The 14,583-nt window shown below is 60.3% G+C and carries 11 protein-coding genes; 8 read left to right on the top strand and 3 right to left on the bottom strand.

The annotated features are described in order from the left end of the window. Positions 1-106 precede the first annotated feature (106 nt). The gene (carB, locus tag GGQ66_RS16655; RefSeq protein WP_183793859.1) at positions 107-3,589 is read left to right on the top strand and encodes a carbamoyl-phosphate synthase large subunit; all 3,483 of its coding nucleotides are present in this window, start codon (positions 107-109) and stop codon (positions 3,587-3,589) included. A gap of 61 nt (positions 3,590-3,650) precedes the next feature. After that, entirely contained in the window at positions 3,651-4,100 is a 450-nt protein-coding gene (locus GGQ66_RS16650) for an SRPBCC domain-containing protein (protein ID WP_183793858.1), read from the top strand. 8 nt (positions 4,101-4,108) lie between these two features. On the opposite strand, the gene GGQ66_RS16645 is transcribed toward GGQ66_RS16650, so the two are convergent. Next, positions 4,109-5,128 carry an alpha/beta fold hydrolase gene (locus GGQ66_RS16645; protein WP_237358958.1) on the bottom strand — a complete coding sequence of 340 codons (1,020 nt, stop codon included), beginning with the start codon at positions 5,126-5,128 and terminating at the stop codon, positions 4,109-4,111. 183 nt (positions 5,129-5,311) lie between these two features. On the opposite strand from GGQ66_RS16645, the gene GGQ66_RS16640 reads away from it, so the two are divergent. The 4 genes from GGQ66_RS16640 (at position 5,312) to GGQ66_RS16625 (ending at position 9,875) form a co-directional block, all read left to right on the top strand. Continuing rightward, positions 5,312-6,844: an MFS transporter gene (locus GGQ66_RS16640; RefSeq protein ID WP_183793856.1), complete on the top strand. Its 1,533-nt coding sequence runs from the start codon at positions 5,312-5,314 to the stop codon at positions 6,842-6,844. 169 nt (positions 6,845-7,013) lie between these two features. Next, complete coding sequence (greA, locus tag GGQ66_RS16635) at positions 7,014-7,490, top strand: transcription elongation factor GreA (protein ID WP_183793855.1); 477 nt, start codon at positions 7,014-7,016, stop codon at positions 7,488-7,490. A 100-nt stretch (positions 7,491-7,590) separates the two neighbouring features. Then, on the top strand, positions 7,591-8,658 hold the full coding sequence (locus GGQ66_RS16630; RefSeq protein WP_183793854.1) for a glycosyltransferase family protein: 1,068 nt from the start codon (positions 7,591-7,593) through the stop codon (positions 8,656-8,658). Positions 8,659-8,801: 143 nt separating this feature from the next. Beyond that, positions 8,802-9,875 (top strand): glycosyltransferase family 10 domain-containing protein, encoded by a 1,074-nt coding sequence (locus tag GGQ66_RS16625; protein ID WP_183793853.1) that lies wholly within the window; start codon positions 8,802-8,804, stop codon positions 9,873-9,875. Between the two features lie 21 nt (positions 9,876-9,896). Here GGQ66_RS16625 and GGQ66_RS16620 read toward each other — a convergent pair whose 3' ends face one another. Continuing rightward, positions 9,897-10,691 carry a hypothetical protein gene (locus GGQ66_RS16620; RefSeq protein ID WP_237358957.1) on the bottom strand — a complete coding sequence of 265 codons (795 nt, stop codon included), beginning with the start codon at positions 10,689-10,691 and terminating at the stop codon, positions 9,897-9,899. Positions 10,692-10,845: 154 nt separating this feature from the next. Here GGQ66_RS16620 and GGQ66_RS16615 point away from each other — a divergent pair, with 154 nt between their 5' ends. Next, positions 10,846-13,101: a glycosyltransferase gene (locus tag GGQ66_RS16615; RefSeq protein ID WP_183793852.1), complete on the top strand. Its 2,256-nt coding sequence runs from the start codon at positions 10,846-10,848 to the stop codon at positions 13,099-13,101. After that, complete coding sequence (locus GGQ66_RS16610; protein WP_183793851.1) at positions 13,098-14,069, top strand: mitochondrial fission ELM1 family protein; 972 nt, start codon at positions 13,098-13,100, stop codon at positions 14,067-14,069. The genes GGQ66_RS16615 and GGQ66_RS16610 overlap by 4 nt, the downstream gene beginning before the upstream one ends. Here GGQ66_RS16610 and GGQ66_RS16605 read toward each other — a convergent pair whose 3' ends face one another. Then, positions 14,070-14,534 carry an Lrp/AsnC family transcriptional regulator gene (locus GGQ66_RS16605; protein WP_210287298.1) on the bottom strand — a complete coding sequence of 155 codons (465 nt, stop codon included), beginning with the start codon at positions 14,532-14,534 and terminating at the stop codon, positions 14,070-14,072. It lies immediately after the preceding gene. Positions 14,535-14,583 lie beyond the last annotated feature (49 nt).

Genomic DNA, 14,583 nt, shown 5'->3' with positions numbered 1-14,583 from the left:
AAGCCCCTTCTAGCCTGAAATAGATAAGAGCCTGTGCCCGGCCCGTGCGAGAATGCGTCGCGCTGGCTGGTTTTCCGCACGGCATCAAGACGGGAAATAGGAAGCCATGCCCAAGCGCCAAGATATCAAGTCCATCCTCATCATCGGCGCAGGGCCGATCGTCATCGGCCAGGCATGCGAGTTCGACTATTCTGGCACCCAGGCCTGCAAGGCTCTGAAGGAAGAAGGCTACCGGGTCATTCTGGTGAACTCCAACCCGGCGACGATCATGACCGATCCGAACCTCGCGGACGCCACCTATATCGAGCCGATCACGCCGGAAGTGGTGGCTAAGATCATCGCCAAGGAACGCCCGGATGCGCTGCTTCCGACCATGGGCGGCCAGACGGCGCTGAACACCGCGCTCTCCCTGAAGCGCATGGGCGTTCTCGACCGCTATAATGTCGAAATGATCGGCGCCAAGCCGGAAGCCATCGACAAGGCGGAGGACCGCGCCCTCTTCCGCGAGGCCATGGCCAAGATCGGCCTTGAAACGCCGCGCTCGATGCTGGCCAACGCCACCGAGATCAAGGATGCCGACCGCAAGAAGCATGAGGCTGCCCGCAACGAGGTGAAGGCCCGCCTGTCCGGCGCCGAACTCGACAAGACGCTCGATGAACTTGAAAACCAGTGGAACCTTGGCGAGACCGACCGCAAGCAGCGCTATATCAGCCACGCCCTGGCGGTTGCCGCGCAGGCGATCGATGTGGTCGGCCTGCCCGCCATCATCCGCCCGTCCTTCACCATGGGCGGCACCGGTGGCGGCATTGCCTATAACCGCTCGGAATTCTTCGACATCATCGGCTACGGTCTCGACGCCTCGCCCACGACCGAAGTGCTGATCGAAGAATCGGTGCTCGGCTGGAAGGAGTACGAGATGGAAGTTGTTCGCGACCGCGCGGACAACTGCATCATCATCTGCTCCATCGAAAACATTGACCCGATGGGTGTTCACACCGGTGACTCGATCACCGTCGCGCCGGCGCTGACGCTGACCGACAAGGAATACCAGATGATGCGCAACGCCTCGATTGCGGTGCTGCGCGAGATCGGCGTCGAAACCGGCGGCTCGAACGTGCAGTTCGCCGTCAATCCGAAGGACGGCCGCCTCGTCGTCATTGAAATGAACCCGCGCGTCTCGCGCTCCTCGGCGCTGGCATCGAAGGCCACCGGCTTCCCGATCGCCAAGGTCGCGGCCAAGCTCGCCGTCGGCTACACGCTGGACGAACTGGAAAACGACATCACCGGCGGCGCAACGCCCGCCTCTTTCGAACCCTCAATCGACTACGTCGTCACCAAGATCCCGCGCTTCGCCTTCGAGAAGTTCCCGGGTGCCGATCACGTCCTGACCACCGCCATGAAGTCGGTCGGTGAAGTCATGGCCATTGGCCGCACCTTTGCCGAATCGCTGCAGAAGGCGCTGCGTGGTCTCGAAACCGGCCTGACCGGCCTTGATGAAATCGAAATTCCGGGTCTCGGCGAAGGCGATGATCACAACGCTATCCGCGCCGCCATCGGCACGCCGACGCCCGAACGTCTGCGCATGGTTGCCCAGGCGCTGCGCCTCGGCATGTCGGAAAAGGAAGTGCACGAAGGCTGCAAGATCGACCCGTGGTTCATCGCCCAGTTCAAGGCGATCGTCGACATGGAAGCCCGTGTTCGCGAGCATGGCCTGCCGACCGATGCCGAAAACCTGCGCATGCTCAAATCCATGGGCTTCTCCGACCAGCGCCTCGCCAGCCTCACGCACAAGCGTCCGAAGGAAGTGGCGGAACTGCGCAACAGCCTCAACGTTCGCCCGGTCTACAAACGTATCGACACCTGCGCCGCCGAATTCGCCTCGCCTACCGCCTATATGTATTCGACCTACGAGACGCCCTTCGTCGGCGCCGCCCGCTCCGAAGCCCAGATTTCCGACCGCAAGAAGGTCGTCATCCTCGGCGGCGGCCCGAACCGCATCGGCCAGGGCATCGAGTTCGACTATTGCTGCTGCCATGCCGCCTTCGCGCTGAAGGACGCCGGCTATGAAGCCATCATGGTCAACTGCAACCCGGAAACGGTTTCCACCGACTACGACACCTCCGACCGCCTCTATTTCGAGCCGCTGACGGCCGAAGACGTGATCGAGATCATGCGCGCCGAACAGGAAAACGGCACGCTCGTCGGCGTCATCGTGCAGTTTGGCGGCCAGACCCCGCTGAAGCTTGCCGAAGCGCTGGAAAAGAACGGTATCCCGATCCTCGGCACCGCGCCGGACATGATCGACCTGGCCGAAGACCGCGACCGCTTCCAGAAGCTTCTGATGAAGCTCGACCTCAACCAGCCGAACAACGGCATTGCCTACTCGGTCGAGCAGGCGCGCCTCGTGGCTTCCGAAATCGGCTTCCCGCTGGTGGTGCGCCCCTCCTACGTTCTGGGTGGCCGCGCCATGCAGATCATCCATTCCGAAGCCATGCTCCAGACCTACCTTCTGGACACGGTGCCGGAGCTGGTGCCGGAAGACATCAAGCAGCGTTATCCGAACGACAAGACCGGCCAGATCAACACGCTGCTCGGCAAGAATCCGCTTCTGTTCGATAGCTACCTGACCAACGCCATCGAAGTCGACGTCGATGCGCTGTGCGACGGCAAGGATGTCTTCGTCTGCGGTATCATGGAACACATCGAAGAGGCCGGCATCCACTCGGGCGACAGCGCCTGCTCGCTGCCGGTTCATTCGCTGTCGAAGGAAATCGTCGATGAACTGGAACGCCAGACGGTGGCGCTGGCCAAGGCGCTTCATGTCGGCGGCCTGATGAACGTGCAGTACGCCATCAAGGACGGCACGATCTACATTCTCGAAGTGAACCCGCGCGCCTCGCGCACCGTGCCCTTCGTCGCCAAGACCATCGGCGCGCCGATCGCCAAGATCGCCGCCCGCGTCATGGCTGGCGAAATGCTCGATCCCGCGATTGCCGCCTATGGCAGGAAGCCCGATCCGCGCAACCTCAAACACATCGCCGTCAAGGAAGCCGTGTTCCCCTTCGCCCGCTTCCCGGGCGTCGATACGCTGCTTGGCCCGGAAATGCGCTCGACCGGTGAAGTCATGGGTCTCGACACCGATTACGCACTGGCCTTCGCCAAGTCGCAGCTCGGCGCCGGCGTCGAACTGCCGCGCGATGGTTCGGTCTTCGTTTCGGTACGCGATGAGGACAAGGAACGCGTCCTGCCCGCCATCCGCCTTCTGTCCAGCATCGGCTTCAAGGTTCTCGCCACCGGCGGCACCCAGCGCTTCCTCGCCGAAAAGGGCATCGAGGCCGTCAAGATCAACAAGGTTCTGGAAGGCCGCCCGCATATCGAGGACGCCATCCGCAACCGTCAGGTCCAGCTCGTCATCAACACCACCGATGGCAACAAGGCTGTGTCGGACTCCAAGTCACTGCGCCGCGCCACGCTGATGCAGAAGGTGCCCTACTACACCACCATGGCCGGTGCACAGGCTGCCGCTGAAGCCATCGAGGCGCTGAAGAAAGGCCAGCTCGAAGTCCGCACGCTGCAGAGCTACTTCTGATCCTGACATCAAAGGCCGCCGGTCCGCCGGCGGCCTTTCTACTTCCACAGGGAGCCTGCCGATGACCGAAAAGATCGAGATCCTCAGCGAGCGGCTTTTCCCCGTCGATGCTCAAACGCTGTTTTCCACCTTTGCCGATCCCGCAAAGCTTGCCGAATGGTGGGGCCCGCACGGCTTTACCAACCGGATCGATACCTTCGATCTTCGCCCCGGCGGCACCTGGCGCGTCACCATGATCGCCTCAAACGGTACGGATTTCGACAACCACTCCACCTTCGAGATCGTTGAACCCTTCACACGCATCGCCTTCATCCACCACGGCCCCATCCATCTTTACCGCATGGACATGGCCTTCAAGCCGGAAGAACAGGGCACGCGCCTTGTCTGGCGCATGGAGTTCGATGCAAGCGAAGAACTGGCAATGCTTGAAAAGTTCATCGCCGCCGCCAACGAACAGAACTTCGACCGGCTGGAGGCGGCGCTGGGGCTGAACTCTGGAATAGAGGCGTAAGGCACCCCTCAGACTATGCGGCTTTCCTCGAAGCGGGCCGTTTCCTTGATCTGCCAATGCGACTGGTAGGCCGGACGGGGATGATCGGCCAGCACCAAGCCTTCCGCCGCTTTCTCGCGCGTCGGAATCGCCGTGCGGTCGATGCCCCCTTCTAGGGTCATCGCGAGATCGCGGGCGAAAACCCGGTCGCTGATATACCAGGAATGCGTCCAGGATCGTTCATCCCAACCCGCCGGCGGCTTCAGCGCGTTGAAGTAGGGGCCGCAATTGACATCGACCGCCTTGTGCGGCGCGTCCTTGGGTAGGCCGCTGCGACCGGCGCGAGGCGAGATGCCGAGCCGCTTCGCGTTCGAAACGGCCAACGCCGCATCATAGGGACTGTAGTAGTTGGTAAAGCGCATGATGCGCTTGAAAAACGGCCCGCTCCATTCACTCTTTTCCGAAAGGCTGGCAGTGGAAACATCACCGGCAATGAACACCACCTGACCGATGCGCCAGTCGGCCCTGAAAAGCTCCCCTTTCTTCTCAGCCTGCACGAAGGCTTCCATCGTGACATAGCCGCCCGCGGAATGGGCAATGATGTGAACGTTCGTCGGGCAGTTGCGCTTCTGCCCCTCGCTCAACAATCGGATGGCCTTGGTGACCAGTTCGCTGGCCACCGATGCGCCATCGTGCCGGTCCTCCAGATAGTTGAGCGTCTGGTTGGCGCTCGGCCAGTCGAACGCGACAACCTCACCGCGCCACCCTTCCGCCAGCAGGTTCTTGCGAAGCATGCGCATGCGTTCCAGCACATGCGAAATGGCGTTGTTGTAGCCGTGAACGAAAATCAGCACATCGCCGGAAGGGCTGATCGAATTCGGGTTTTCATTGCCGTCTGCCACATCACGAACCTCCGCTGCCCATTGCCCCGGTGAACCGACGACATGCCTCGCATCATAAAGCGTGGCGTCACGCGGCACCTTCACGAAACGCAGCGGGCCGGGCTCATTGGTAAAACCCCGCTCCTTTGAGAGGGTGCGGGCAGTCATGATATAATCAAACGGCATCGTTTCATCGCGGCAATCTTAAGATGAATTATGTCAATAGATAACCATAGATTGCATTTGTAAGTCAACATCACCTTGCCCGAGCCCGAGCCATTCATTCAAATTTGTGATTTGTTTATTCGGGAGCGAGACGGTTGATTGCCGTCCTCAATCGGAGTGACAGGCATGAACACAACAATCAGACAGACCGCCGGCCGTCGCGAATGGATCGGGCTGATCGTCCTGTCCATCGCCTGTCTCGTCTATTCCATGGACCTCTCGGTCCTTTTTCTCGCCATGCCCGCCATCGTCGCCGATCTCGATCCGAGCGCGGCGGAACTGCTGTGGATCAACGACATCTACGGCTTCATGGTCGCCGGCTTTCTGGTCACCATGGGCTCGCTCGGAGACCGTATCGGCCGCCGGCGGATTCTGTTGATCGGGAGCGCCGCCTTCGGCCTCGCGTCCATCCTGGCGGCTTTCGCCACCACCGCACAGCAGCTCATCATCGCCCGTGCGCTGCTCGGCATCGCCGGCGCCACCATCGCACCCTCGACACTGTCGCTTGTCGTGAACCTCTTTTCCGTCGAGGCCGAACGCAACCGCGCCATCGGTGTGTGGGGAACCGCCTTCGCTCTCGGCGGCCTTGTCGGCCCGCTGATCGGCGGCGTTCTGCTCGAATTCTTCCACTGGAGCTCGGTCTTCCTGATCAATGTGCCGGTCATGCTCGGCTTACTGATCCTCGGCCCCCTACTCCTGCCAGAGTTCAGGGCGGAACGGGCCGCTGCCATCGACCTGCCGAGCGTCGCCCTGTCGCTCGGTACTGTCCTGCCTGTCATTTACGGCCTGAAGCACATCGCCATGGACGGCTTCCTGCCCGTCTACCTGCTGCCCATCATCACTGGCCTGGCGCTCGGCTTCATCTTCATCACCCGACAGAAGCGGCTGACCGATCCGTTGATCGACCTTTCGCTTTTCGGGATTCCGGCCTTCACCGCATCGTTGCTCGTCAACCTGTTCGGAGTCTTCTTCGTGTTCGGCATCTTCCTGTTCCAGAACCAGTTCCTGCAACTGGTGCTGAACAAGACGCCGCTTGAAGCCGCCCTCTGGTCAGCGGCCCCCAGCCTGGTATTCACTGTCATGTCGCTGCAGGCCTATCGTGTCACGAACCGCTTCGGGCCGGTGCAAACAGTGCTTGGCGGCCTTGCCGTCAATGCGCTTGGCACGCTGGTCATGGCCTTCGCCGCCTATCAGCAGAGCCTTGCCGCCCTTCTGGTCGCAAGCGCCCTGATCGGTATCGGCTTCGTGCCCGTGGTTCTGACGACAACGGGCCTGATCGTCGGCTCCGCTCCGCCGGAACGTGCCGGCGCCGCTTCAGCCATTTCCGAAACCGGAGCGGAATTCGGCGGTGCCATGGGTGTGGCCCTGCTTGGCAGCCTTGGCACCGTCATCTATCGCTTCACCATGGTGGATGTAGATCTTTCGATGCTCCCGGCGCCCGTGGCACTAGCGGCGCGCGGCACGCTGGCGGCGGCGGTGGAAAACGCCAAGGCGCTCGACATGGAAGGGGAACCCTGGCTCGCCATCGCCCGCGAAGGTTTCGCACTCGGCTTTGTCGTCTCCAGCATTGCCGCTTCACTAACGCTCCTGCTCCTGGCGGCGCTCGCCCGACGGGTTTATGCGGGAAGCGGGCCCATATCGGTTTCCAACAGCCATTGAGCGTGTCTGCGGCATCATGCAGCGCACATACGAAAAAAGTGGCTTTTTGCGGCGGCAATCTGTTATAAGGTTCGGAACATTGATTTGAAACTGGTTCCGAGGCTCTGCTTCGGGACCTGTTTTCTTTTGTGTCCGCCGCTGCGCGACGAGAAGACAGAAGGACTAGGAAATGGTTGAAAAAGTGCCCATGACGCAGAGCGGCTTCGTCAAGCTGCAGGAGGAACTGCGCTGGCGGCAGCAGGAAGAGCGTCCTCGCATCATCGAAGCGATCGCCGAAGCGCGTGCCCATGGCGACCTCTCCGAAAATGCGGAATACCACGCTGCCAAGGAAGCGCAGAGTCACAACGAGGGTCGCATCGGCGAACTCGAGGACCTGACCGCGCGCGCCGAGGTGATCGACCTTTCCAAGATGTCCGGCTCCAAGATCAAGTTCGGCGCAACCGTCAAGCTGATGGACGAGGACAGCGAAGAGGAAAAGGTCTACCAGATCGTGGGCGATCAGGAAGCCGACGTGAAGGCCGGCCGCATCTCCATCTCCTCGCCCATCGCCCGCGCGCTGATCGGCAAGGAAGTGGGCGACTCGATCGAAGTCAACGCCCCCGGCGGCGCCCGCGGCTACGAAATCCTCTCCGTCAACTGGGGTTGATACGAGATGCTCCGCACGCGATAGGGCGGCAGGGTCATGCCGGACATGCCGTGCGGGGTTTCCCAAGGGCGTGTCCGGTCTTCCAAAGGTTGCGGCAATCATGACAACCATTCAGTCGTTGCGAATTCTCATCGTCGCGGATTTTGCGCGTTCGAAAGCGCAACGGACTTTTTTCAGCGTTGAACGAAAGCTGGCAAATGGCTTCATAAGGCTCGGGCACAACGTCGTCTGTTTTTCTGACCGTGATACGGCGCGCGAGTCGTCCTTCTTCGGCTCCAGCAAGCACGGTTCCGGCAAGATGAACACCAGGCTCATCGAAACGGCGGAACAATATCAACCACATATCATTCTCGTTGGGCACGCTGACCTGATCTCCGGCACGACCTATTCCGCCTTGCGGGACAAGGTGCGAGGTGTGCGGCTTGCACAATTTAATGTCGACCCCACCTTCCGTCCCGAAACAATGGCAACGTTTGCACAGCGAACAGCATGGGTCGACAAATCGTTCATCACAACGGCCGATTCCGAAGCCATCGCGGCTATTCAGCCTCCGGCTTCAAACGTGCATTTTTTTCCAAACCCGGTTGATTCTTCGGTCGAGACAGGCCGCGTCTTCGAAAAAGATCGTGAAAGCTTGGAACTTGATCTGTTGTTCCTAGGCACTGGAATTGGCACACGCAACGAACAATTGGATGCTCTTGATTCCCGTTTGCCTGAGAATGTGCGTCGCCGATTTTCAGGTGGTATTCACGGCTCTCCGCGCATTTCGGGTTGTGCTTTCCTGCGAGCACTCGAAACAGCCGCCCAGAATCTGAACACGCCCATCGATGACCGGCGTCCTGAAGCGTTTCTTTACAGCTCGGACCGTATCGCTCTTCTGCTCGGTCAAGGAACGCTCGTTCATACCAGCGCCGCAGCGCATCTGGAGACCCTCTACGAAGACGGTCTTGTGATTTTCTCCAGCCGGGAGGAACTGGCGGAGAATGTAATAGCCCTGACAAAAGACGACGAACGACGCAGGGCAATTGCCGCCAAGGGCTGGCAGATTGCCCACAGCCGGACGAATGGTACCCGCATTGCCAAATACATGCTGGAAACCCTGCTTGAGAAAACGCTCTCCGAAGACTACGGATGGCCGACGCGCGAACTCAGCAGCTCCCGTAAATAATTGACTTTCATGGAAGTGCGCCGGGGAAAAATCCGGAGCAGCCGTCACCAGACGCAGCCGATAGAATCACAATGGTTGAAGAACGACGCCACTCCGGCAGTCGCTTCAATGAACCTCGGAAATACAGTTTGAATGCTCTTACGATGACCGACACGCCCCTATCAGCAGCGAATGCAATCAAAGTCAAAGTCGTCAGCAGAAGCCTGCGATCCGACCCGCGAAGCCCGCTTGCCCGGCAAATGCTATCGGGCTGGGCCGAGAAGAGAGGACTTCACTTCATATTTGATGTGGACGCACCTGAATATGACTGGCTCGTTGTTTATGAGAACCTGCCTGCGGCGCGTGGCGAACGGCGACCGATGCGAATTGAGCAACTCGCTTGCCCTCGTGAAAACACGATCCTGCTGACAACCGAACCAAGTTCGATCAAGATCTACAGCCGCGCCTTCACACGCCAGTTTGGTTATGTGGTGACAAGTCAGGAGCCATTCGCCTTGCGGCACCCGCGGCGGATCTGGAGTCAGGCTGGCCTTCTGTGGTTCTATGGAATTGGTCAGGATCACAGCCTCACGGCAGACGAGATCGCCGCGACCTTTCCTGAAAAGACGCAGATGCTTGCGACGGTATGCTCGACCAAGCGGCAAGGTCACACATTGCACCGGCTTCGCTACGATTTCACACAATACGCCGCCAGCAAAGTTCCTGAAATGCAGATCTTCGGGCGCGGTCACCACCCCCTGGACGACAAAGCGGAAGCCATTGACAGTTTTCGCTACCACCTCGCCATCGAAAATCATGTGGCGCCACATCATTTCACCGAAAAGCTGGCGGATCCGTTTCTGGGGCTTTCCTTGCCGTTTTATTTTGGCGCCCCCAATGCCGCAGACTACTTCCCCCCCGACAGCTTTATTCCCATCGACATACGACAGCCGGAGAAAGCGATCGAAGTCATGCGGGAAGCGATGGCCAATAATGAGTACGAAAAACGGCTACCAGCTATAAAAGAAGCGCGCCGCAGGATTCTGGAGGAGCACAGCCTCTACCCGCTGCTGGAGCGCATAATTCTGGCACATCCACAAAGCCGGACAGAAACTGAGGTTAGCGGTGTGTTGAGAAGCCACAGGGCATCGCAGCGCTCCGCTCCGTTGAGCTCAGCCATGGATTTTCTTTTCCGCGAAGCGCTCCACCTGAAAAATCGAATAACGAACGCTTTTTAGTATGACCGTTGCATCGGGAAATTAGCGCCAGTGCTCGGTAATCCACGGCGTTGGCTTCACATGCTTGTAAAGTCGCTTCCACGGGGAACTGACCGGCCATTTGCCGATTTCCGCCTCATCCGGGTCGGGCTTCCCGGTAAAGGCAACGACCTTGGTGCCTTCGGGAAGCGGCACGGATTTGAAAAAGTTCATTGGCCATTTCGGCATGAGCGTGTGCTTGAAACTTACACACCATTCCGAAGGCCAGAACTGCATTTCATCCACAAGCGCCGATATGTATTGCTGCTCGATGCGGTAGTTCCTGAGAACCGTTTCCGGATCGGCATTGAACTGCTCGAAAATATTCGTGTGCTGACCGACATGCCAACGGTATATGGATGTGTTGCCTATTCCACTGCCCGGTTGGGTCCAGTTTTCTGCAACACAGAAACTTCCCGGTTTGTAATCGAAGAAGGGATCCAGAGATCCGGTGATGACAACATCCAGATCCAGATAAAGCACATCACCCGAAAGATCGGCGAGCGGCGCCTGCCACATGGAAAGTTTACGCCATGGAAGCCACATGACTCGCTCCGGCAGATTGATGGAAGGAAGCGGCTGAACGATCACGTCCTCCGAAATGCCATTACCATCGTCCGTAAAGCACACGAGACGCGTTGGGCGCGTGGTGTTCCGCTTGATCATCGACCACAACCGGTTGGTATATTCAGCCGGATAACGCGTTCCCCACTTCATGCAGACGATTGTTTGCATCTCGAACATTCCTTGTTTCGCGCATCGTGTACGCCGTTCGCTTCGTGCATAAACAATTGCCATCGCGAGAACAACGCCATATCGACAGGACAAGGCGACGCTTGCGAGTAACAGGCACAGTTGTTACAGCAGCCCGAGACAACCGCATGCCCGGCGCCGGGAACTCCATCCGGCGAAAGCGAAAAATCAGGCACAGCAAGCGGCAAGAGGGACGCAAATGCCTATGATACAGAAGCGTAACGTCCTGATCCTCACCCAGTGCTTTCCACCCGATGTGGGCGGCATCGAGAACATGATGGGAAGCCTTGCGCACGCGCTTGCCGAAGCCGGAACAAACCTGACCGTTCTGGCCGATGGCCCCAAGGACAGCAAGGACGACCAATTTCCCTTTCTCCTTCGCCGCTTCGACGGCTTCAAGCCACTGCGGCGCTGGCGCAAGGGGCGCGCCGCCACACACGTAATTCGCAGCGGTAATGCAGACGTAATCATCGCCGACAGTTGGAAAAGTCTGGAGTATCTGGACAAGGGCGCTGCCCGGCAAGCCGGCGCCAAGGTTATCGTTTTGGCCCACGGCATGGAGTTCCCGGCCAAGGTTTCCGGCAAGAAGGCAGCACGCATTCGTAGCGCTTTCGCCAAGGCCGATGAGATCGTTGCCAATTCGCACTACACCGCTGCGCAATGCGCGCCCTACCAGCAGCGCAACGTTCTGCGTGTCGCAACGCCTCCCATCCTTCCGCAACCAGCCCCTTCGCCGGAACGCCTTGATGCTCTGCGCTCCCGGTATGGCGACGCCTTGAACATCATGAGCCTGTGCAGGCTGGAACCGCGTAAGGGTATAGACAAGCTTATTGAAGCTGTAGCGGCACTGCGTCAGGATTTTCCGCAAATCAAACTGCATGTCGCGGGCAGCGGCCCGGACAGGGAGAGGCTGCAATCGCTGGCGCAGCGCCTGGAAGTCGGCGACGCGGTTGTGTTCCACGGACGTGTATCCGACGCGGAAAAGGCCGCGCTCTACGCCATTTCGGATATTTTCGCCATGCCGGCCCGCAGAGAGGGCTCTTCCGTCGAAGGATTCGGCATCGTCTATCTCGAAGCCGCCTGGTATGGTACGCCCTCGATTGCTGGAAGCGAGGGGGGCGCGTCCGACGCCGTTCATGATGGCGAAACCGGCATCATCTGCGACGGGCAGGAAGCGACGGCAGTCAGGCAAGCGCTGCAGACACTGCTCTCTTCTCCGGAACTTCGGGCTCGGCTCGGAGAAAATGCCCGACGAAGGGCACACGCTCAAATCTGGTCTGAACGCCTCGTCGATTATTTGCCGCCGCAAACAAACACGGCAAAGCCCCGCATTCTGCAACTCCTTCCCGCGCTTGGCGATGGCGGCGTTGAGCGCAGCGCCGTGGAAATGGCCGGCTATCTCTCCTCAAAAGGCATTGCCAATTGGATCGCCAGTGCCGGTGGACCGCTGGTGGCACAGACCGAGAAGCTGGGTGCTAGGCACGCGCAGATTGCCGTCGGCTCGAAATCACCCATCGGCATGTTCGCAGCCGCCCGCAAGATCGCCCGTCTGATCGATGAAGAGCAGATCGACATCGTTCACGCCCGCAGCCGCGCGCCGGCCTGGGTGGCCTTGATCGCGCTGAAACTTGCCCGCCGCAAAGCGCACTACATCACGACATTTCACGGCGTCTACAGTCACGGCAATGCGCTGAAGCGCTTTTATAACAGCGCCATGCTGCGCACGCCGGTCGTCATCGCCAACTCGCTGTTCATCCACGATCACATCATCTCGGTCTACGGTTATCCGGCAGCGCAAATTGTCGTTGCCCCGCGCGGCATCGAACCGGCGCTTTTCGACCCCGCGACGATTTCGGCGGAACAACGAGCGCGCGTGAGGGCCGAACTCGGTGGTTCCGAGCGTCCGCTGGTCGTCATGGTCGGCCGGATCACGGGCTGGAAGGGTCACACTGTTCTGGTCGACGCGATTGCACGGCTCACCCACAAGGATGTGGATTTCGCCTTTATCGGCAGCGGCATCGATAACGTGATTGCCGAGTTGAAGACCAAAGTCACAACCCTTGGCATTGCAGACCGGGTGCATTTCGCCGGAAGCCGGCGCGATATCCCAGCCGTCCTCGCCGCCGCCGATCTGGCCATATCGGCATCCACCCGCCCGGAAGCCTTCGGTCGCGCCGCCATCGAGGCACAGGCCATGGGCGTGCCCGTCATCGCCACCGATCACGGCGGCAGCCGCGAGACGGTCATTCCGGGGAAGACCGGCTGGCTCGTCACCCCCGGCGATGCCGACGCCATGGCCAGCGCCATCGATGAAGCACTGGCCGACCCCGCGCGCCGCGCCGAAATGGGCGCCAGCGGTCGCGCAAACGTACTCGCCCACTTCACCACGCAGGCCATGCTGGAGAAGGAGTTTTCCGGCTATACCCGCGTTCTCGCACGGACAGTGCCAAGATGAGTGATCGCCCAGTTCCCACCGTCTGGGTGCTGACCGACGGCAAGGCCGGCGACGAGCAGCCGCTGATCGGCGTGGCGGCGGCACTCGGTGCCGAACCCGAACTGCGGCGGGTTTCGCCCCGCCCGGCCTTCGCGTTTCTCATGCCGGGCGGGCCGATCGACTGGAAAGACCGCCCTTCCAGACCGGGTTCGCCGCTGGCCCCGCCCTTTCCGGATATCTGTCTTGCGACGGGCCGGCGCGCCATTGCCTATCTGCGCGCATTGAAGAAGGCCTCTCCGGAAACGCTGACGGTCTGCTTCAAGGACCCGCGCACCCAGCGGCACGGCGCGGACCTGATCGTGGCGCAGCAGCATGACCGGCTTTTCGGCAAACGGGTCATGAACGTCATCACCGCCCCCAACCGTATCGACCTCGAAAGGATAGCGGCGCTCCGAGACCTGCCGCCGGCTGAGCTGGCGGCCCTGCCCCATCCCCGCCTTGCCGTCCTCATCGGCGGCGATAGCCGACACCATCGCTTCACAGCAGACGACATCACGCGGTTGATGGAAGGGCTCGAAGCACGCCAGGCAGCCGGTGCCGCACTCATGATCACCGCTTCGCGCCGCACGCCGGCAGCGCTCAAATCCGCGCTCGAAGCGCTTGGCCGTCTTCCACACGTCACCGTCTGGAACGGCACCGGCGACAATCCCCTGCTGGCCTATTTGGCTCTGGCGGATGAAGTGATCGTGACGGCGGATTCCACCAACATGCTCGGCGAAGCCGCCTCCACCGGCAAACCGCTGCAGGTGTTCCACCCGAGCGGCGGTCACCGCAAGATCGACCGCTTTATTGCGGCCTTGTCGGAAATCGCGACGGTCGGGCGCTTTCCTGATGCCGAGGCCAAGGGCGACTATCCGCCGGTCAACACCACCCGTGAAATCGCCACCGCAATCCGTCGCGCACTGGAAGACCGTCGCAATCCGGCCTGATCAGATCTCCACGATCCCCAGACGCTTGACCTGACGGATGGTCAGCATCGTGCGCACGGTGTCGACATGCTCATTGGCGGTCAGAACCTCGATGACGAAATCCTGAAACCGGGTCAGGTTCTCGGCAACGCAATGAAGCAGGAAATCGCTGTCGCCCGACACCATCCACGCCTGGCGCACGATCTGCCACTGGGCCGTGACGGCCGCAAACGCCTTGAGATTGGCTTCGGACTGGTGCTTGAGGCCAACCATGCAGAAGGCAACGAGATCGTAGCCCAGCCGCGGTGCGTTCAACATTGCGTGATAGCCTTCGATCACGCCAGCCTCTTCCAGCTTGCGCACACGCCTCAGGCACGGCGGCGGCGAGATGCCGACGCGCTCGGCCAGCTCCACATTGGTCATGCGGCCATCGGCCTGCAGTTCCCGCAAAATCTTGAGATCAATGGCATCGAGTTCGGCGCGCAAGACATGGTTCCTCGTTCGGATGCCGCCAGAGTGAGCGAAATCGGCGGGA

The sequence above is a fragment of the Allorhizobium borbori genome, from assembly GCF_014196535.1.
GTDB lineage: Bacteria > Pseudomonadota > Alphaproteobacteria > Rhizobiales > Rhizobiaceae > Ectorhizobium > Ectorhizobium borbori.
Note: the sequence above shows the minus strand (reverse complement) of the source record. Positions and strands in the feature narration are given on the sequence as shown.

What these genes read in the sequence shown, in the direction of transcription:
- carB (WP_183793859.1), top strand. Translation starts at nt 107, where the DNA reads ATGCCCAAGCGCCAAGATATCAAGTCCATCCTCATCATCGGCGCAGGG.
- GGQ66_RS16650 (WP_183793858.1), top strand. Translation starts at nt 3,651, where the DNA reads ATGACCGAAAAGATCGAGATCCTCAGCGAGCGGCTTTTCCCCGTCGAT.
- GGQ66_RS16610 (WP_183793851.1), top strand. Translation starts at nt 13,098, where the DNA reads ATGAGTGATCGCCCAGTTCCCACCGTCTGGGTGCTGACCGACGGCAAG.
- GGQ66_RS16640 (WP_183793856.1), top strand. Translation starts at nt 5,312, where the DNA reads ATGAACACAACAATCAGACAGACCGCCGGCCGTCGCGAATGGATCGGG.
- GGQ66_RS16615 (WP_183793852.1), top strand. Translation starts at nt 10,846, where the DNA reads ATGCCTATGATACAGAAGCGTAACGTCCTGATCCTCACCCAGTGCTTT.
- GGQ66_RS16625 (WP_183793853.1), top strand. Translation starts at nt 8,802, where the DNA reads ATGACCGACACGCCCCTATCAGCAGCGAATGCAATCAAAGTCAAAGTC.
- GGQ66_RS16645 (WP_237358958.1), bottom strand. Translation starts at nt 5,128, where the DNA reads ATGACTGCCCGCACCCTCTCAAAGGAGCGGGGTTTTACCAATGAGCCC.
- greA (WP_183793855.1), top strand. Translation starts at nt 7,014, where the DNA reads ATGGTTGAAAAAGTGCCCATGACGCAGAGCGGCTTCGTCAAGCTGCAG.
- GGQ66_RS16620 (WP_237358957.1), bottom strand. Translation starts at nt 10,691, where the DNA reads ATGGCAATTGTTTATGCACGAAGCGAACGGCGTACACGATGCGCGAAA.
- GGQ66_RS16630 (WP_183793854.1), top strand. Translation starts at nt 7,591, where the DNA reads ATGACAACCATTCAGTCGTTGCGAATTCTCATCGTCGCGGATTTTGCG.